Raw genomic sequence first — 19,679 nt, 5'->3', positions numbered from 1 at the left:
ACACCGTCGTCGTGTTGCTGCCTCCCGTTGAGGTTACACCTGTATCCTGATCCAGCACCCATTCCGCTGCTGTCGGACCGCTCACATACGTCTCAAAGCCTCCGTTGCGCAGTACTTCTCCTATTGCCCGTACATTTACCGAGTCGCTAGCTGGAGAAGTGCTGCCTAACGCATTTTTTGCTTTTACCGTAAAGGTATACGTCTCCCCTCCGGTCAGTCCATTTACCATATAGCCGGTTTCTGTCGACGTACCCGCTAATGAGTTTCCGTTGTAAATCTCGTAGCTGGTAACCCCTCCGTCTGTCACGGCGTCCCATGCCAAGCTCACGCTTGTACCCGTAACACCCGTTGCTTTCACGTTCGTCGGTTTAACGGGAGCTGCGGTTAAATCCAATACTTGAAAATGCATATCATCGACAAGCATGCTTCCCGTCCATGCATTGTTCACGCCACGCAGCCCCACATACACACGTACCTTTGCCGTGTTGGCCGGTGTTGTACCAATCAGTTGCGCATTCTGGTAACCGCTAGTGACTTCTGTATAATCCACATAGGTCCAATCCAAGAAATTCTCGTTCGCATCCAAAAAGAATGCATAGAATCTGGCCTTCGCCTGCGTCAAGGAATCTATCTTTATTCGCCCACTCATCTTGTACGATTGATTTGCTGCCACGTTGGCAGTCTGCCAGATCCAGGTCGAGCTGTCCGTCACGGTTCCACTCGCGCTGATCTGCTGTGCATACGTTCCTTCCCACACCGTCGTCGTGTTGCTGCCTCCCGTTGAGGTTACACCTGTATCCTGATCCAGCACCCATTCCGCTGCTGTCGGACCGCTCACATACGTCTCAAAGCCTCCGTTGCGCAGTACTTCTCCTATTGCTCGTGCACTTATCGGGTCGCTGGCTGGCGAAGTGTTGCCCGCTGTATTTTTTGCTTTTACCGTAAAGGTATACGTCTCCCCTCCGGTCAGTCCATTTACCATATAGCCGGTTTCTGTCGACGTACCCGCTAATGAATTTCCGTTGTAAACCTCGTAGCTGGTAACCCCTCCGTCTGTCACGGCATCCCATGCCAAGCTCACGCTCGTACCCGTAACACCCGTTGCTTTCACGTTCGTCGGTTTAACGGGAGCTGCGGTTAAATCCATTACTTGAAAATGCATATCATCGACAAGCATGTTTCCCGTCCATGCATTGTTCACGCCACGCAGCCCCACATACACACGTACCTTTGCCGTGTTGGCTGGTGTTGTACCAATCAGTTGCGCATTCTGGTAACCGCTAGTGACTTCTGTATAATCCACATAGGTCCAATCCAAGAAATTCTCGTTCGCATCCAAAAAGAATGCATAGAATCTGGCCTTCGCCTGCGTCAAGGAATCTATCTTTATTCGCCCACTCATCTTGTACGATTGATTTGCTGCCACGTTGGCAGTCTGCCAGATCCAGGTCGAGCTGTCCGTCACGGTTCCACTCGCGCTGATCTGCTGTGCATACGTTCCTTCCCACACCGTCGTCGTGTTGCTGCCTCCCGTTGAGGTTACACCTGTATCCTGATCCAGCACCCATTCCGCTGCTGTCGGACCGCTCACATACGTCTCAAAGCCTCCGTTGCGCAGTACTTCTCCTATTGCTCGTGCACTTATCGGGTCGCTAGCTGGAGAAGTGCTGCCTAACGCATTTTTTGCTTTTACCGTAAAGGTATACGTCTCCCCTCCGGTCAATCCACTTGCCGTATAGCCGGTTTCTGTCGACGTACCCGCTAATGAGTTTCCGTTGTAAATCTCGTAGCTGGTAACCCCTCCGTCTGTCACGGCGTCCCATGCCAAGCTCACGCTTGTACCCGTAACACCCGTTGCTTTCACGTTCGTCGGTTTAACCGGAGCTGCGGTTAAATCCAATACTTGAAAATGCATATCATCGACAAGCATGCTTCCCGTCCATGCATTGTTCACGCCACGCAGCCCCACATACACACGTACCTTTGCCGTGTTGGCCGGTGTTGTACCAATCAGTTGCGCATTCTGGTAACCGCTAGTGACTTCTGTATAATCCACATAGGTCCAATCCAAGAAATTCTCGTTCGCATCCAAAAAGAATGCATAGAATCTGGCCTTCGCCTGCGTCAAGGACTCTATCTTTATTCGCCCACTCATCTTGTACGATTGGTTTGCTGCCACGTTCGCGGTCTGCCAGATCCAGCTCGAGCTGTCCGTCACGGTTCCACTCGCACTGATCTGCTGTGCACGCGTTCCTTCCCACACCGTCGTCGTGTTGCTGCCTCCCGTTGAGGTTACACCTGTATCCTGATCCAGCACCCATTCTGCTGCTGTCGGACCGCTCACATACGTCTCAAAGCCTCCGTTGCGCAGTACTTCTCCTATTGCCCGTACATTTACCGAGTCGCTGGCTGGCGAAGTGTTGCCCGCTGTATTTTTTGCTTTTACCGTAAAGGTATACGTCTCCCCTCCGGTCAGTCCATTTACCATATAGCCGGTTTCTGTCGACGTACCCGCTAATGAATTTCCGTTGTAAACCTCGTAGCTGGTAACCCCTCCGTCTGTCACGGCATCCCATGCCAAGCTCACGCTCGTACCTGAATGATTTAATACTCTTACATTTTGCGGAGCCATTACAGATCCCAATAAAGCTAAAGGTTGAGAAACAGGTAACGTTGTGAAAGATACAAGATCACTGGGTACAGAAACATTACCTGCTGCATCTCGGGCTTTAATCGTAATATTGTAAGTAGCATTAGGAATGAGTTCATACACGGAGTACGTCACGCTAGACACCGTGCCCAACAGACCGTTCCCGTTATATACGTCATAACTTACCACACCAATATTATCAATAGAGGGGGACCAGTTAAGTTTTACACTGTTGTAGCTCACATCCTGATAGTGAACGTTAGCAGGCTTACTCGGTGGGATCACGTCATTTGTGTAACCCTCAGCCGTTAAAGAATTACTGAAAAATGGAGAAACAATACTGAACATTACAAAAAACACAAGCAAACCCGCTAACTTTTTCATCATAAAAACCCCTTCATGATTTAAACTTTCACTAATGCATGGTTAATAGACATTTCCAAAAGAATATTAGTCATTATTTCCTATAATTAAAAATAACATATTAATATTACATGTATTAGTTCTTGTGGTATAGAGGTGTAATTTGTAGAATAATGTTGAAATATGTCGATTCGTCAAAACTAAAATACCTGAATCCAAGGAGATTGAGTTTAGTACAACTCCGTAATGGTTTTGGGAAATTGCTGTAGCAATAGATTACACTTCAAATTAACAATGGATGCTGACGGATCTACCTTTTCGATGAAGTCTTAATCTTGAAACAGTTCCAAGCTTACCTTGCTCCAAAGTTTTCAGCTAATAACGCTTCTGTATCACACTCGATGCAAACAAAAGCCTACAAACCACTTTGTAGAATGTGGATTTGCAGGCTTTTTCATTGTTCAAGTTTGATATACAACTATAACTGATAGCTCAATTACTGTATCTTCATTTAAAGGTGTCGCAGTACGCAACGGAACCAGCATGACAAAGGATCAAAGCAAAGGAAAGAATAGCCAAAATCTATTGAAGATGAATCAGCAGCAGTGATCCATCATCTAGCTTCATCCCCCCTCCTTAATCCTAAGCACCCTCCAAATTTTTGAACTGATTGTTAAACATGCGATTATAGGCGCCCTGTTCGTTGATCAAACGGTCATGGCTGCCTTGCTCCACAATCTCACCATGATCGATAACTGTGATTGTATCCGCATCGCGAATGGTGTTCAATCGGTGAGCAATGATAAAGCTGGTGCGCCCCTGCATAATACTTAACAAAGCATCCTGGATGTGAAGCTCAGTTCGCGTGTCAATGCTGCTTGTAGCTTCATCAAGAATCAGGATAGACGGCTTCGCTAATATTACCCGGGCAATAGCCAGAAGCTGCCGCTGTCCCTGGCTTAAATTACCGCCATTCTCCGAAAGCAGCGATTCGTACTGATTGGGCAGCCGTTTAATAAAAGCATCTGCATTGGCCATTACCGCCGCAGCCTCGATTTCCTCATCCGTCGCATCCGATTTGCCATATTTGATATTTTCCTTGATTGTTCCTGAAAATAAATATGTATCCTGCAGCACGATCCCAAAGGCTTTTCTTAAGCTGTCCCTCGTATACTCCTTGATATCTCTGCCATCAATCAGGATTCTTCCACCTGTTACATCATAAAACCTCGTTACCAGATTGACGATTGTCGTTTTTCCAGCTCCTGTTGGTCCTACAAATGCGGTGCTGCTGCCTTCCTGCGATTCAAAGCTGATATTTTTCAGAATAGGAACATCTGGACGGTACCCAAAGCTGACATTTTCAAATACGACATGTCCTTTGGCGTTTTCCAATGGGATGGCGTTCGGTGCATCGGCCGTTTCCTCCAGCTCGTCAAGCACCTCAAATACACGTTCCGCTCCGGCAACACCAGATTGCAGCACGTTAAATATGTTGGCGATCTCATTGAGCGGTCTGACAAACTGCCTGGAGTAGCTCAGAAAGCTGGCAATAATACCAACAGTGATCAAACCTTTGACAGCAAGCACGCCACCCACTACAGCAACCGCAGCAAAACCAATGTTGTTAATCACGGCGAGCAGCGGCATCAAAAAACCTGACCATATTTGCGCCTTCAGGCCCACCTCGCACAGCTTGGCATTTACGGCATCAAATTCTTCTATCGCTTTGTCTTCCCGGTTGAAAGCTTTGACCACCTCAATACCGGATATGGTCTCCTCGACATGACCATTCAGCTTGCCGAGCTGAACCTGCTGATCCTTGAAAAGCACACTCGTTCTCTTGGTAATCGTACGGGCCAATAAATAGACGAGTGGCACTGTAATCATACTGGCTAAGGTTAGTAATGGACTTAAGATCAGCATCATCACCAAGGAACCGATAATCGCGATCGAACCGCCCATCAGCTGTGTGATCGATTGCGATAAGCTGCTGCTCACATTTTCAATATCGTTGGACAACCGGCTCATAATTTCACCGTGCCTGCGGGAATCGAAATAGGCGAGCGGCAGCTTTTGCAGCTTTTCAAATAAGGCGGTTCGCAGCTTCATCACGATCCGTTGGGAAATCCCCGCCATCAACCAGCCCTGCAAAAAGGTAAGCAGCCCATCAGCCACATAAGCAGCTATTAAAGCTATAATGACCAGTTCCAGCAGCTTGAAATTGACGGTTCCCGCGCTGCCGCTGGTCATCGTATCTACAGAGACACCAATTAGATAAGGTGCGGATAATGTGAGTGCTGAATCGATAATGACAAACATAAACACAACTATCAACAGCTTTTTTTCACTGCCTACATATTGCCACAGCCGCCGCATGGTAGCTTTAAAGTTTTTGGGCTTGACTACAGCTCTCCCACGGTTCATCATTCCCGGTCTTCCCGCACCTGCCATCATGGGAATATCCGGCTGCAGGGCTGCTGGCTTCTGTTCATTTTTCTCCGGCATTTTTGAGTGTCTCCTTTCCCATCTGGGATTGGAATATTTCCCGATAAACCTCGCAGCTTTTCATCAGCTCATCATGCTTGCCTGTACCGACAATCTGACCTTGATCAAGCACAACAATCGTGTCAGCATCCATGACAGAGGTAATCCGCTGCGCAATAATGAGACAGGTGAGATCCTTGGCATACAATTTCAAAGCACGCTTGATGTTGGCCTCAGTCGTGACGTCGACCGCGCTGGTACAGTCATCCAGAATCAAAATTTCCGGCTGCCGGACCAAGGCACGGGCTATGGAGACACGCTGCTTTTGCCCACCGGAGAAGTTAACGCCATGCTGTCCCAGTACGGTATCATAGCCCTCGGCAAAAGAACTGACAAAATCATGAGCATCGGCCATTCGCGCCGCTCTCTCAACCTCTTCCATCGTGGCATCCTCTTTGCCAAATCGAATATTTTCGAGTACAGTGCCTGTAAACAGCATCGTTTTTTGCGGAACAATGGCAATCTTTTCACGTAGCTGCTTGGGATCCATGTCCCTGACATCCTGCCCATTAACCCGAATCACACCTGCGCTTACATCGTAAAAACGCGGAATGAGCGACACCAGGCTGCTTTTCCCAGAGCCCGTAGACCCGATAATACCTACGGTTTCACCAGGCAAACAGGTCATTGTCAAATTTTTAATCACAGGCGGTCCGGACGTTCCAGCGTAAGAGAAGCTTACGTTCTCAAAATCGACTCTTCCCTTTATAGCTGTCGCGTTCATGGCTCCGTAATTTCCTGCCATCCCATTCTCCTGAATAAACACTTCATTAATACGTCCAGCTGAAGCCTTGGCTCTGACAAACATATTAAATACCATCGTAATCGTCATCAATGCAAACAATATCTGCGTCATATAGTTGACAAAAGCAATAATATGCCCGACCTGCATACTGCCAGAGCTGACTCGTATTCCTCCAAGCCAGATCACGGTTACGATTCCGAGATTCACCGTCAAGGTTATTGCGGGACTGAACACAGCCATAGCCCGCATCGCTATCGTGGAACGAGACTGATATTCCTGATTGGCTTGATCGAATTTATTAACCTCATAATCAAAACGGTTGAACGCTCTGACCACTCTGATGCCGGACAAATATTCTCTCATCACACTGTTAACACGATCGAGCGCCTTTTGCACCTTGATAAAAAAAGGAAAGCCTATCTTCATATTAATAAAGATTAATATGCCGACAATCGGTACAACGACAACCAGCACCAGCGATAGATGAGGATTCAGGCGGACAGCCATAATAAGTGCACCGATACAGAGCAAGGGCGCCTTGGCAAAAATCCGCATCAGTCCGTTCGCAAAATTTTGTACCTGAGTGACATCGCTGGTCAATCGGGTGATCAACGCAGCACGATCAAATTTGTCGATATTCTCAAATGAAAGCGATTGAATTTTACGAAATAAGTCGGAGCGCAGCTCGGCAGCAAACCTTTGGGATACATGGGTCGCTAGGATGTTCCGCATGGAAGCGGATACTGCACCGACTGCCGTAATTAGCAGCATAAGACCACCCATGCGAAGGACAAAATCCAGCTGCTGTTTGGCTACGCCTACATCGATAATTTCAGCCATAACGCTTGGCAGCAGTAAATCGCATATGGCCTCTAAAGTCAGAAATGCAAAGGCAACACTGAAAAGCTTCCAATACTTACCTGCATAGCTATGTAAAAATTGCATGGAGTTACTCTCCTCCAATCGCCACAGTGTGAAGCTTTTCTTTTCATGCTAGCTGTTCAGAGCTCCTACCGTCTGCAGCCAGGCTTTAGCGATCAGTGCGTGTCCCCCTGGAGATGGATGCACACCGTCCGGTGCCCAGAAAGCAGCAGCCGCACGTGTAGAAGCCTGCGCAAATAAACCGTCCAGACAAACCAGTCTGGCTCCGAACTCAACAGCCAATTCACGAACAACCGTAATTTTCGGATCCAAATCTTCTCTCCAGCGCTTACGATCCTCCGGTACCGGCAGCAAGAATGGTTCGATCAGAACAAGTCTAGCTCCTGTCGCAGCCACCGTTTCCGTCAGCAGCTTACGATAACCTTCAGCGAATTGCTCTGTGGAGGTCGGATCATTGCGGTCATATCGACGCCATGTATCATTAATTCCAATATAGATCGATACCACATTAGGCTTCAACTCGATACAATCCTGCTGCCAGCGCTGCTGCAAATCGACAACGCGGTTGCCACTAATGCCTCGGTTTATAAATGTCGCTTGCTTTTCTGGATATAGGGCCGAAAATTGCGCAGCTGCCATTAACGCATAACCTTTGCCGAGATCATCCGATTTGTCGCGGTTCCGACCTGCATCGGTAATACTATCTCCTTGAAATAACACTACATCTCCCTGCTGAATCCATGCTTCCATCGGCTACTTCCTCCTAAGGTTCAATACGAGTAGGTATAAAAAAAGCTTTGATTATTATACCATATTTTTGAAAAGCAACAGCTACTAAATATGACTTTGATGTCGTTGTTACAAATTAAAGTTTGTCCTCTTGATTACCGTCCGTTAGTGAACCCGTTTCTGTTGGCTGAACAGCTTTGTCATCCATACTGGGATTCGGGACAGAAACCAACAATTGTTTCAAATCGTTTTGAAAATTGGTCATTATTTCTTGAAACTGAGCTGCATGCTTGGAGGCGGGTTTTTCCTGCACAGCTTCTGCTGCTCTCGCCATTAAATAAATGACTTCAGACCATTCCTTCATAAAACCTCGCAAATCACGCCTTCTATGACCACCACCGGAATGCCTATGTCGTCCGGGACGTTCCCAGTGATCCTCTGGCTGTTTGTTCTCTTTACTTTTTCTTTCGCGAAGAGCTGCCAGTCCCTCATCCGTTATTCGGTAAAGCTTCTTACCATCAGCTTCATCAATGAAGCCTACAATAAGCTTCATGTCTTCCAGCAGCTGTAAATTGGGGTAGATAGAACCTGCACTTGGGGTGTACAAGCCACCTGTCTTCTCTTCCATAGCCTTGATCAGCTGATAACCGTGCATCGGCTCCAAGGCCAACAACTCCAGTAAAGCGAATTTGAACTCCCCGCGCTCAAAAAAACGACGTTTGCCTTCCCCACGTCCACCAAAACCACCCTGCGAACCGCCATGACGGTACCTCAAAAACTTCTCTTCATGAGCAACACCTTTTCGTCCATAATGACGTCCATGGTTAAATCTCATCACAGCTTCACCCCTCAATACGATATATCGCAATAGTATAACGATATATCGTATTTGTCAACAACCTTTTGTATTCTATTTTCTTTCATACCGATATGAGCACAAAAAAGGAGATCTAAGATCTCCTTTTTTCTGTAATTCCGATGAACAAGTCAAGCTCCACAGGCGAGATTAGAACACTCTCTGATCCTCACTATGTGTGTCCTCACCGTACAATTGGCTTCTTAGGCCATATTCTCCCACATCGCCTGAGTCACTTCCATGCTTGTTTTTTCCTGCTTAAGACCTTTCAATATATCCTCGACAACACCCTCCATCAGCGCCAAATGACCTTGAACCGTAGCTCCGGCGACATGAGAAGAAAGCAGCACATTATCCAGCTTCGTGAGAGGACTGTCCGCAGGCAGCGGCTCCTTGGTAAACACATCAAGCGCAGCGAAAAACCGGCCCTTTTGCAGCTCTTCTATGAGTGCTTCCTCATCAATCACATCGGCTCGGGAAGAATTGATCAGAATGGCGCCATCCGGAATCGAAGCGATCATCTCTTTCGTCACCATTTTATATGTTGCCGGAAGCTTTGGCGCATGAATCGATATAATCGAGCAGCGCATGACCTCCTCCAGACTGGCTTTGGTAATCTGCAGCTGAGCTGCTGCTTCATCCTTTAAATACGGGTCATACACAAGCACGTTGACATGAAAGGGCGCCAGCAGCTTAAGAAATGCCCTTGCCGTCGAGCTGGCCGACACGATGCCTATCGTCTGTCCCGCTAATTCTCTGCCCTTTAAAGAACTGACACGCCATTGCCCTGCTTTCACCTGCTTATCAAAGGTTGGCATATAACGAAGTGATGACATCAACACAGTTAAACAATACTCGCCTACACTATGAGCAATTCTTGGTGCTGCCGAGAAGACACGTACCTGCTTGGAAAAAGCAGTTGGGGGGATCCGTCCTTTAACGGTACCTGCAGCGTGTCCGATCACCCGCAGCTTTGGCGCCTGCTCCAGCATGGCTTCAGTAATTGCTGGAGAACCCCAGCTGGTGAGAATGATCTCAGCCGATTCGATTAAAGCAGCGAGCTCTGCTTCGGTGTAATCAACACCCGTTTCATTCCATACTGGATCAAAATGCTCGTTGATCAAGCTTCTGCAAGTATCTGAGCATACCTCATCTAATCTGGACTTCGGTGGTAGTATAAGTGCCTTCGGTTTTCCCATTCTCCTGTTCCTTCTTTCTATAAGTTTAAGTCATAATGGCAAGCTGCGACTCCTTCACTTCAAAGCGCAGCGGTCCGTTGTTATAAAATTGCTGCAGCTCCTGTACCATCAGCGTGCCTATTCGTAAGCGTGAATCCGGATTAACTCCGGCCAAGTGCGGTCTTACGATAACGTTGTCCATGTGGCGAAGCTCGCTGTCAGCAGACAGCGGCTCCACAATAAATACATCCAGTCCGGCATAAAACCGTTTCTTCCTCAGTTCCTCAATTAATGCAGTCTCGTCAATCAAATCTCCACGCGCTGTATTAATGAGCAGAGCTCCATCTCGGAGCAGCGACAATTCCTTGTGCCCGATCATTTGATACGTTTCCGGTACCTTAGGGGCATGCAGCGACACAATATGGGATTCAGCTATCACCTCATGCAAAGGTTTTAGCTCGACATTCCATTCCTGAGCCTGTTCTGCCGACACAAAGGGATCGCAGCCAAGCAGCTTGACGCCGAACGGTTGAAGCAGCTTAATCACCTCGCGGGCAACCATGCCCAAGCCAATCAAACCAACGGTTCTTCCTCTTAATTCATAGGTTTCATATACCGCGCTTTTGGCATTTCTACCCGTTCCCATCTCTTTGTTCACAGGAATGATCTTATGTCCCAATGCCAAAATTAACGCCAGCACGGATTCACTAACCGACACGCCGATCGCGTAGTTGCTGTTCAACACCCGAATTCCACGGCGATAAACGTCTAGTGTAGGCAGAATCGGCTTCACGGAGCCAGCCATGTGAGCAATCAGCTTAAGCTGATCGGCATGCTTTAGTACCTCTTCACTGATAGGTGCGCTTCTCCAGGTTGTGATGACAGTATCCACTCCCTTGATGTGCTCGCATAGCTCCTGCTCGGTAAAAGGACGATGATGCGGGTTCCAAATGATATTGCCGAGCTGATGGATACGTTCAAGGCTTTCATCAGTGAAAAAGAGTTCGATCTGATCATGTGGAATTTGCACCAGAATGGTCCGCATTCAATCCACGCCCCCTTCCGGCCACTTATTTCTTGACGTTTTTCCCGTCGAGAGCCTTTTGGTAAATTTCCAAATATTTTTTAAGATTCATTTTATCCAGTGTGGCTACATAGTTGGTCCACTCTTTCTCAATGTCCAGATCTCCGGTAACAAAACGCGCAATGCTTGTTTTAACGTAGTCATTGATCGTTTTGTCCAACTCAGCTAGCTGTTGAGAATCGGCAGGAGAGAAAAATAAAGGTGGAATGATCTCATCGATTTTCGGTTTATAAGGATCGTAATTTTTCTTCGTAATGTCGTAATACATTTTTTCTTTATCTGGAAGCTTCAGCACCGCTTGACCTGCATAGTAGTCTTTGTCGGTACGGTAGTTCAGGCCGTATTGTGCCCAGTTCTCATTTTGTACGCGCCCGAAAGGGATAAGCAATCTGTAGCTTGCCGGGTTGCCGTCTCGACCCAAATCACCCGGTTTTGCTTTTTCCCATGCAGAGCCTTCCACACCAAAGTTCGAATACAAGGAGGCTTCAAACGTATACATCGCATCCGCCCACCGCATCGTGGCTTCCGGATATTTATTGGCATTCGTCATAATAAATTGGCCTTTACCGTTAGAAATCTTGTCGTAAGCCAGCCATGTCGTTTTTTGTACGCCGTTGGGTCCTTTGAGTGGTGCAATCGGTTGATACTCCAGCCATCTTCCGCTTTTACCTTCAACAATTGTAATATCCGAAGGAGAGTGGGCAGGAATAGCTCCGCCGATCGCAATATCCGGATTTTCGGCAATCTTTTTCAAGCCTTCCTTATCGATCGTGAATGATTGGCGGTCAAGCAAGCCGTCTTTATACAGCTTATTCAGGTACTTGAGTCCTTCCTTCCATTCAGGCTTATTGTAAGCCACATCCACTTTCCCATTATTGACAATCATCCGTTTGTTGCCATCATCATAAATGAAGGAATTCATCAAAAATACGTCAATGTCCGATTTGGAAACGCCTTTGGCTGTGCCGCCGATCAGGGCAATTTCATCCGCCTTGCCATTACCGTTCGGGTCTTTTTCTTTGAAGGCCTTCAGCATGTTATAAAATTCATCAAGGGTAGTCGGCTCCTTCAAGCCCAGCTTATCCAGCCATGGCTTGTAAACGTACATTTTGTAATCCAAGGAACAATGGAAGCAATCATTAATGTAGGGCAGTGTGTAAATTTTATTGCCAGGGGCCGTGACCGCACTCTTGGCTTCAGGCATTTCCGCAAAAATTTTCTTCGTGTTATCCCCATATTTTTCGATCAAATCCGTAAAGGAAACGAAGGTACCCTGCTCTCCATAAATCATTTGCTGTTCAGGAGAAACATCGAGATTCATCAGCACATCCGGTAAATTACCTCCGGCCAGCAATAAATTCAGCTGCTCCTGGTAGCTTTTTTCATCCAAAATCGTCCAATCGACATGGACATTCGTTTTATTTTCAAGCCATTTGGTATATCCATTTGTCTTCATGTCTTCAACCAGACTGCTGCCTCTAATCGCAACCTTCAGCGTAATTTTGTCCTTTACAACAGGGAATTGCCCCACTGGCGTTACATTAGAAGCGGTAGCGCTCTCTTTGGGCGCAGTCGTAGTGCCTGCTGCCGGGGCAGCCTGATCTTTCGTGCATGCAGATAAAATCAATGAGGCGCACATCGGTACCGCCAGCATCATGTACAGCTTTTTTCTCATACAGTCAACCTCCCTTTTCTTATCCATCATAATTGTTCGTCAATCAACATTACGACTTAGCCCTTAATGGAGCCTATCATCACCCCTTTGACAAAATGCCTTTGCACAAAAGGATAAACAATCAGCATGGGAGCGGTGGCGACGACAATTAATGAATATTTGAGCAAATCGGCAAGACCCTGCCGGGCAATTAAATCCTCTTCGCTCGTGACCATGCTGGGATCAATCTGATTCTGAATCAGGATCGTACGCAGCACGATCTGTATCGGGTATAGGCTGCGTTCCTTCAAATACAGTAAAGCGCTGAAGTACGTATTCCAATGACTGACTGCATAAAAAAGTGCAAGAACCGCAATAATCGGTCCTGATAAAGGAATCACGATCTTCCACAAAAACTTCCAATCCGTGCAGCCGTCTACCTGCGCCGCCTCAAGCATCTCACTTGGCAGTGTCGTTTGAAAATACGTTCTGGCGATAATCACATTGAACACGCTCAGTGCCGCCGGCAGCAGCATCGCCCAACGCGTATCGAGTATGCCTAAATCTTTGACCAGCAAATAATTCGGGATAATCCCTCCCGAGAACATAATCGTAAACACGAAAATAAACATAATGGCGTTACGCCCGATAAAATCTTTGCGCGATAACGGATAGGCTGCCGCAATAGTTAAGGCAACGTTAATTATCGTGCCAATTGCTGTATAAAACAGCGAGTTACCAAACCCCGTCCAGATTGCTTTATATTCAAATACGGCCTTATAGCCCTTGATTCCGGGTTCCACCGGCCACAGCCAGACCCTTCCCGAAATCACTGCATCCGTTGAGCTAAAAGAAGCGCTTACAATATAAACGAGCGGGTACAGCACAGCCAGAAAAAACAGGCTAAGTATCGTGTAATTGACAACATTAAACAACCTGTCAACGCCGGCTTCTTTCACTGTCGCATTCATTTTGTCGCCATCCTCCTTTCTACCACAGGCTGCTTTGGCCCATTTTTTTGGCAAGGCGGTTCACGGTAAGCAGTAAAATCAGATTGATCACATTTTTAAATAAACCGATTGCTGAAGAATAAGAAAAGTTCACGACTGTCGAGGCAAGACCAACTTTGTATACGTAGGTGTCAATAATCTCAGAGGCTTGAAGATTTAGTGGATTTTGCATTAAAAACGCTTTTTCAAAACCGATTTCCAGCATGCGCCCGACTTCCAGAATTAACAAAATCATCGCTATTGGTACAATTCCCGGCAGATCAACATGCCATACTCTTCGTAATTTGGTCGCACCGTCAACAACGGCTGCCTCATGCAGTGCAGGATCGATTCCCGCCAATGCGGCCAAATAAATGATGCAGCTGAAGCCAACATTTTGCCAGACGCCTGACCATACATAAATGCTTTTGAAATATTCAGCCTGACCCAGCAAGTTAACAGAGCCAAAGCCCAGAACTTTAAGCAGCTCGCTCACAAGTCCGATACGAGGGTCCAGCACCTGAAAAATGATACCGACCATAACAACCACTGAAATAAAATGCGGCGCATAGGTGACCATTTGGACCATTTTTTTGAATTTATCGTGCATCACATAGTTCAAACTCAAAGCCAGTATAATTGGAAAAGGAAACCCGGCAGCAAGCTGATAGAAGCTTAAACCGATTGTATTACCCATAATGGTCCAAAATTCATAGGATTCAAAAAAGCGAACAAAATTATCCAAACCAATCCAGGGACTTCCCCAGATTCCTTTCGTTGCCACGAAATTTTTAAAGGCAATTTGAGCCCCATACATCGGGACATATTTAAATATGACAATGTAGGCAAAAGGCAGTGCCATTAACACATATAGCTGCCACACCTTGGCCATATCCCTGATTACACTGCGACTTTTTCTTGTGTGCTTCACTGAAGACACCTCTTCAACACTTACCGATTCCACGGCCATTAGCTCACCTCCTCCAATTCACTGCCTGCTGCCTGAAGCTGAAGTGGAACCGAAACTCTACAGTCCCACCCAGCCATTCTCTTATTATCATTTACCGTTAAGCAGTGCTTGAGCAAGAATAACTTCGGCGATCTCCATCGTTTTCAAGGCATCCTTGAAATTCGATGAGGGCTGTGTTCCTGCCTTCAGACAGTCAATAAATTCACGATGTTTGGCTTGAAATCCGCCATATTGAAACAGCTCCGTGCCCCCGGCTTCTTCACGCGCATCGTATTCAATACCTGTAGTATCCCCGTCTGCATACAAGTAGCCTTTGGTTTCATGCTCAGCCTCAACACAAATATTAGGGGCATGCATTTCTACCGAAAATATTCTTCGGCCGCTTGACCAGCTATTAATTAAATATCCGGTTGCTCCCGTATCAAATTCTATTGTCGCTGAAATAAAGTTAATATCGGGAACACCTATACGTTTGGTGGTGCTCTCAATCTTGATGGCTTCGCCTCCACACATCCAGCGAATGGTGTCGATCGAATGAACCGTATCATCCATCATCCGATCACGAGCCCCAAGAAATGGTTCAATCTCCGATTTATAAAATTTGCATACCGCATGGGTAATCGGTCCACGCTTAAGACACTCGTCACGCAGCTTTGAAACCATCGGTGAACTGCGTCTTTGAAAGCTTACCTGCGTGATGCAATTATGCTGCTCTGCCGTATACACCAAAGCTCTGGCCTGATGAATCGTAATGCCGAGCGGCTTTTCAATATACAGATTCAACCCCTGTCTCAGGCACCACATCCACACATCGTACATGATGTGCGGCTGCCCGATCGCATACACAGCATCCGGCTTGGTCTCTTCAATCATCGCTTTATAATCCGTATATCGATTCTCTATTCCATACCTATCGGCAGTTTTCTTCAGTGATTCCGGATATACATCACAAATCCCGACAATATCGACTTCTTCGCGGAAAGAAGCAAGTGAAGGATAATGAACACTGTTAGCCATCCTGCCCGCTCCAATAAACACAACTCTTAGCTTGTCATTCATCTGTGCTTCCTCCCCCTCAGGCAAATAATGACTTCGCATAGGCGATATCCTCTTTGATTAAACGATCTACATCGGCTTCATTCGTATATTCGGCACTTAAGCAGATCACTCCGCTGTAATTGCGTTTTTGCAGATAAGCTGCTGCACGGGGCCAGGAAGCAAGTCCTTGACGACCTGAGGTGAAATATCTTTTCCATTCTGCCGATTCGGCTTCAGGTCCGCTCAACAGCTTATAATAAGCATTTTTAAAATTGACCATGCACAGATGCGACCATACGATATCCAGTCCAAATTCAGGCTGCTGTCCAGCTAGCGCGTCATGCGCTGTATCCCAGATCGCCCCTACATGCTCAGCATTGTAAGCTTCCAGCAAGTGAAGCAGACCCATCGAATCAACTACATTATTTCCGTAATGCTGCTGGCAGCCTATCTTCACCCCATACTTTTCACAAAGCGGCAGCAGCTTCTCGATCTGCTCACGCGCCAACTGCTCAGAAGCCAGATACCCTTGCTCATGTTTGATGACAGGCATCGTACGAATCATCGGTATACCAGCCTCTGCACATCCGGCAAACACACTTTCAGTCGGTTCACTCGCAACACTGAATATTTTCAAGCCATGATCAGCGAATTGTTGTACCAATTGGGGCAGTTGATCTGCGTTAGCAGGTTCCAGCTGGTAGCCGTCACGAAGAGGAAATTCAATACCGTCAAAACCCAAATCACTTACAAATTTCCCAAGCTCCCAAACCGTCGCCGCTTTCCAAGGCTTCGTAAATACAGAAAATGAGATCGAATCGATTGTCATATAGGGCACTTCCTTTACGTTGTAGGTTAGTTTAAAGCAGCTCAATTTGATAACGCTTTCATTGGTTGTATAACCATTTTATATTATATTTCTCAATTACGTCAATAATTAAATTATGTTTAGATCGAACTAAATATGACCTGTAATTATCTGTTAAAATAAAGTCAAATAAGCACATTTTACTCTAATTCTATTGTATTAACGAAAATTTTATAGCATGCTTCATATTCTTATGTCTATTTTTAAACTTTAATAAATTCTGCTATTGAGACGGCTCTCGTAGTAATCTGGGTTACTGCCCAGCCTTAGCAGTACAGGCTCCGTAATCTCATTCAGACGCTGAATCGTTGCCTGCGACAGCTCATAGGACGCACCCTGAATATTCAATTCCAGCTGCTTGACATTACGTGAACCTACTATCGTCGTACATACAGCTTCATTGGAAATCGCCCAGGCTAATGCAAGCGTAATGATAGGTGTGCCAAGGGTATGGGCCAGCAGACGAATTTCCTGAAGTGCCTGCTCGATCTCTGCCTCTGCCCCCTCCTCACCATGCCTTGTCCCTTCTCCTCTGCTGTGATGGAAATGGCGGGACCTGGCTTGCAGCGGTCTAAGCTCATCCAGACTTGTGACTTTATCTGTCAGCAAGCCCTGCAGCAGCGGCATATAACCGATAACGCCAATTTCGTTCTGAATGCAGTAAGGCAGCACACTTTCCTCAATAGCCCGTGACAGCAAATTGTAGGCCATTTCATTAGCTACAACCTTGACACCTGCGTCCTGCACCTCCTTCATCTGCTGCATACCATGGTTGCTGATGCCGATATGACGAATTTTCCCTTCCTTCTGCAAAGATTGAAGTGTTTCAAAAACTTCCTGAAGCTGCGGAGGATTCGCAATCAGAGCTGCATCCTGTGTGAAATGCTTAACGGATAGCGGACTGATCGGCCAGTGAAGCATATACAGGTCAATATAATCGGTTTGCAGCCGCTTCAAGCTTGCCTCACAATGAGCTCTCAGCACCGACGGCTGCGTATTCGAGGTACTGATTTTACTGCCGATAATCGCCTGAGGCCGCCTGCCTTTGAGTGAAATCCCGAGTGCCAGCTCGCTTGCCCCATCATTGTAAACCTCAGCCGTGTCAAAGTAGTTCACGCCCAGATCCAGCGCCTTGTGCACGACCTCATCGACATCCTTCTGGCTTTGCTCCCCCCAATAGGTGCCGCCGCCATACTGCCAGCAGCCCATACCGAGCACACTAACTTCGATTCCCGAGGTGCCTAAAACCCGTTTTTTCACAATTCCCCCTCCTTCATTATGGTACCGGCATACAGTCTCAATCCCTTACAACACCCTTTTTCAAAATCAGATTGCCTTTGAAAGACTTGTCACCTGTTGCGACAATAGCAAAAGCCTTGAGTGCCCGCTCGTAAAAGGAGAAACGTTCCACATAACCAAAATCCGTGAATCGACTCTCATAGGGACGGATCAGACCACGATATACTTCCCACACCTCAGGTGTGGGGTCAGCTGGCAGCAGGGACATCACAACCGCCGGATGCTCCGTCGCATGATCCAACGGAAACAACGGAATGATCGCTTGAAGCAAATCCGGAATTGAATGCCCGTCACTGCGTATCAAACGCTTCGTGTGCGAGGCAGCAGGAAAATTTCCATCCGCCAAAATAATTTCGTCGCCGTGCCCCATTTCCATCAAGGTCTTCAAAAGCTCGGGTGATAATATGGATGGGATCCCTCTTAGCATCTTGTAACCCCCAATTGCAATGACTTGTTTAACTTTCTGGAAGCGATTTCTAGATTATTCTAACATCGAGATCAACTTATGTAAAGATTTAAATTATCTTATTCTTTTTCGTTGAGATTATAGTCTTTTATGCTATAATTAGAACCAATGATTCCCGTTTTTGAGGTTTTACCGACAGAATATAAGATAGGGTGCTGTTATGAGCAACAATGAAATCAGAGATCAAAAGGGCAGTAAACTAACTATTCTACAAACACTGCGCATACAAGGCAGCATGTCGAGAATTGAGCTTACCCGAATTACCGGATTGAGCCGGGCTACCATTTCCATTTCCATTGCCGAATTAATTGAAAACGATCTTGTGTGCGAAACCGACAATCGTTTATCCACCAAAGGCAGACCTGCTACAGCTTTGGAGCTGGTTCCTAATTCCAGAGTCATAATCGGGGCCGATCTAGATAACAAGACCTGGACACTTGGCGCCTTCGATCTGCTTGGCAATGTGATCAAATCAATGAAAATTCCTCTGTATACTTTCGAGCCGGAAGAAACCTTCAAAGCCTTGGCCTTAGAAATCTCAACCTTCGTCAAAAGTCTGGACAAGAGCCCTATTCCTTTGCTTGGCTTGGGTGTTCCCGGTCTGGTCGATGCCAATCACCGTATGATTCGCAGTGCCGCTGATCTGGAATGGAATCAAGTTGATGTGGCTGGCATTATGGAAAAGGAAATCGGCTGGCCTACGGTCGTCGTAAACCGTCACCGGGCAAGGGGATTAACGGAATGCCGATACGGTGCAGGACTTTCCTATAACAATATGATTTATATCGGGGTTGGCATGGGTATTGCAGCTGGATTATATATTGACCGTCAGCTGCTGTCGGGATCACTTGGAGGAGCCGGTGAAATCGGTCATACCACCATAGAGCCGTCGGGACCACTCTGTCCATGCGGCAATCATGGATGTCTTCAGGTTCTCGCTGCAGGCCCTGCCATTGAACAGGAATTTCGCAAGCTGGTCCGTTCTTCCGAGCAGGAGCTTGTGTATCCTTATCAAAATATGGACCTTCAATTCCTGAAAATGCATGATGTATGCGCAGCTGCTGAGGAGGATGACAAGCTCGCCGTTCAGGTTATTGGCAATGCAGCTTCATACCTCGGAATTGCCATGGCGAACCTGCTGAATACGTTTAATCCAGAGGCTATTATTCTGGGCGGCACAATACCAAACGCCAGTTCGCTATTTGTAGAAACAGCCACTAGAGTCATGCGCCAACGGGCCATGCGTCCGCTATCTGCTGACACCATAGTCAAAACCTCCGTGTTCAAGGACATCGGCGGCGCACTGGGCGCAGCTAATTTTGCTTTTGACAAAAATATTTCCATTTCGATTTTTAATTAAG

The 19,679-nt window shown here is 46.7% G+C and carries 15 protein-coding genes; 1 reads left to right on the top strand and 14 read right to left on the bottom strand.

Translation table 11 applies throughout. The features are described 5' to 3' along the window. The 14 genes from LRL21_RS35745 to LRL21_RS35680 all read right to left on the bottom strand — a co-directional run. On the bottom strand, positions 1–3,037 hold a 3,037-nt coding region (locus LRL21_RS35745), incomplete at its 3' end, for a fibronectin type III domain-containing protein (protein WP_240420587.1). A 618-nt stretch (positions 3,038–3,655) separates the two neighbouring features. Then, complete coding sequence (locus tag LRL21_RS35740; RefSeq protein ID WP_240420589.1) at positions 3,656–5,470, bottom strand: ABC transporter ATP-binding protein; 1,815 nt, start codon at positions 5,468–5,470, stop codon at positions 3,656–3,658. A gap of 34 nt (positions 5,471–5,504) precedes the next feature. Continuing rightward, positions 5,505–7,250, bottom strand: a complete 1,746-nt coding sequence (locus tag LRL21_RS35735) for an ABC transporter ATP-binding protein (protein ID WP_240420586.1) — start codon at positions 7,248–7,250, stop codon at positions 5,505–5,507. 48 nt (positions 7,251–7,298) lie between these two features. Then, the gene (locus tag LRL21_RS35730) at positions 7,299–7,937 is read right to left on the bottom strand and encodes an SGNH/GDSL hydrolase family protein (protein ID WP_240420585.1); all 639 of its coding nucleotides are present in this window, start codon (positions 7,935–7,937) and stop codon (positions 7,299–7,301) included. Positions 7,938–8,052: 115 nt separating this feature from the next. Further along, a complete protein-coding gene (locus tag LRL21_RS35725; protein ID WP_240420584.1) occupies positions 8,053–8,751 on the bottom strand; it encodes a PadR family transcriptional regulator in 699 nt (232 codons plus the stop codon). Between the two features lie 224 nt (positions 8,752–8,975). Then, positions 8,976–9,971: a hydroxyacid dehydrogenase gene (locus LRL21_RS35720; protein WP_240420583.1), complete on the bottom strand. Its 996-nt coding sequence runs from the start codon at positions 9,969–9,971 to the stop codon at positions 8,976–8,978. A gap of 25 nt (positions 9,972–9,996) precedes the next feature. Next, positions 9,997–10,995, bottom strand: a complete 999-nt coding sequence (locus tag LRL21_RS35715; RefSeq protein WP_240420582.1) for a hydroxyacid dehydrogenase — start codon at positions 10,993–10,995, stop codon at positions 9,997–9,999. Between the two features lie 25 nt (positions 10,996–11,020). Beyond that, positions 11,021–12,709 carry a type 2 periplasmic-binding domain-containing protein gene (locus tag LRL21_RS35710; RefSeq protein WP_240420581.1) on the bottom strand — a complete coding sequence of 563 codons (1,689 nt, stop codon included), beginning with the start codon at positions 12,707–12,709 and terminating at the stop codon, positions 11,021–11,023. Positions 12,710–12,765: 56 nt separating this feature from the next. After that, complete coding sequence (locus LRL21_RS35705; protein ID WP_240420580.1) at positions 12,766–13,659, bottom strand: carbohydrate ABC transporter permease; 894 nt, start codon at positions 13,657–13,659, stop codon at positions 12,766–12,768. Positions 13,660–13,678: 19 nt separating this feature from the next. After that, on the bottom strand, positions 13,679–14,647 hold the full coding sequence (locus LRL21_RS35700) for an ABC transporter permease (RefSeq protein ID WP_240420579.1): 969 nt from the start codon (positions 14,645–14,647) through the stop codon (positions 13,679–13,681). 87 nt (positions 14,648–14,734) lie between these two features. Further along, positions 14,735–15,706, bottom strand: a complete 972-nt coding sequence (locus tag LRL21_RS35695) for a Gfo/Idh/MocA family protein (protein WP_240420578.1) — start codon at positions 15,704–15,706, stop codon at positions 14,735–14,737. Between the two features lie 16 nt (positions 15,707–15,722). After that, positions 15,723–16,514 carry a sugar phosphate isomerase/epimerase family protein gene (locus LRL21_RS35690; RefSeq protein ID WP_240420577.1) on the bottom strand — a complete coding sequence of 264 codons (792 nt, stop codon included), beginning with the start codon at positions 16,512–16,514 and terminating at the stop codon, positions 15,723–15,725. A gap of 249 nt (positions 16,515–16,763) precedes the next feature. Further along, complete coding sequence (locus LRL21_RS35685; RefSeq protein ID WP_240420576.1) at positions 16,764–17,813, bottom strand: aldo/keto reductase; 1,050 nt, start codon at positions 17,811–17,813, stop codon at positions 16,764–16,766. A 37-nt stretch (positions 17,814–17,850) separates the two neighbouring features. Then, positions 17,851–18,279, bottom strand: coding sequence for an RbsD/FucU family protein (locus LRL21_RS35680; RefSeq protein ID WP_240420575.1), 429 nt, complete (start codon positions 18,277–18,279; stop codon positions 17,851–17,853). 199 nt (positions 18,280–18,478) lie between these two features. Here LRL21_RS35680 and LRL21_RS35675 point away from each other — a divergent pair, with 199 nt between their 5' ends. Continuing rightward, a complete protein-coding gene (locus LRL21_RS35675; RefSeq protein ID WP_240420574.1) occupies positions 18,479–19,678 on the top strand; it encodes an ROK family protein in 1,200 nt (399 codons plus the stop codon). Position 19,679: the final 1 nt, after the last annotated feature.

It is taken from the genome of Paenibacillus periandrae (assembly GCF_022458865.1).
GTDB classification, from domain to species: Bacteria; Bacillota; Bacilli; order Paenibacillales; family NBRC-103111; genus Paenibacillus_S; species Paenibacillus_S periandrae.
The sequence above is the reverse complement of the archived record's forward strand: the minus strand, read 5'-3'. Positions and strand labels throughout refer to the sequence as shown.

Bases quoted from the DNA above. Each gene is read 5' to 3' on its own strand.
- LRL21_RS35740 (WP_240420589.1), bottom strand. From the start codon at position 5,470: ATGATGGCAGGTGCGGGAAGACCGGGAATGATGAACCGTGGGAGAGCT.
- LRL21_RS35735 (WP_240420586.1), bottom strand. From the start codon at position 7,250: ATGCAATTTTTACATAGCTATGCAGGTAAGTATTGGAAGCTTTTCAGT.
- LRL21_RS35730 (WP_240420585.1), bottom strand. From the start codon at position 7,937: ATGGAAGCATGGATTCAGCAGGGAGATGTAGTGTTATTTCAAGGAGAT.
- LRL21_RS35725 (WP_240420584.1), bottom strand. From the start codon at position 8,751: ATGAGATTTAACCATGGACGTCATTATGGACGAAAAGGTGTTGCTCAT.
- LRL21_RS35720 (WP_240420583.1), bottom strand. From the start codon at position 9,971: ATGGGAAAACCGAAGGCACTTATACTACCACCGAAGTCCAGATTAGAT.
- LRL21_RS35715 (WP_240420582.1), bottom strand. From the start codon at position 10,995: ATGCGGACCATTCTGGTGCAAATTCCACATGATCAGATCGAACTCTTT.
- LRL21_RS35710 (WP_240420581.1), bottom strand. From the start codon at position 12,709: ATGAGAAAAAAGCTGTACATGATGCTGGCGGTACCGATGTGCGCCTCA.
- LRL21_RS35705 (WP_240420580.1), bottom strand. From the start codon at position 13,659: ATGAATGCGACAGTGAAAGAAGCCGGCGTTGACAGGTTGTTTAATGTT.
- LRL21_RS35700 (WP_240420579.1), bottom strand. From the start codon at position 14,647: ATGGCCGTGGAATCGGTAAGTGTTGAAGAGGTGTCTTCAGTGAAGCAC.
- LRL21_RS35695 (WP_240420578.1), bottom strand. From the start codon at position 15,706: ATGAATGACAAGCTAAGAGTTGTGTTTATTGGAGCGGGCAGGATGGCT.
- LRL21_RS35690 (WP_240420577.1), bottom strand. From the start codon at position 16,514: ATGACAATCGATTCGATCTCATTTTCTGTATTTACGAAGCCTTGGAAA.
- LRL21_RS35680 (WP_240420575.1), bottom strand. From the start codon at position 18,279: ATGCTAAGAGGGATCCCATCCATATTATCACCCGAGCTTTTGAAGACC.
- LRL21_RS35675 (WP_240420574.1), top strand. From the start codon at position 18,479: ATGAGCAACAATGAAATCAGAGATCAAAAGGGCAGTAAACTAACTATT.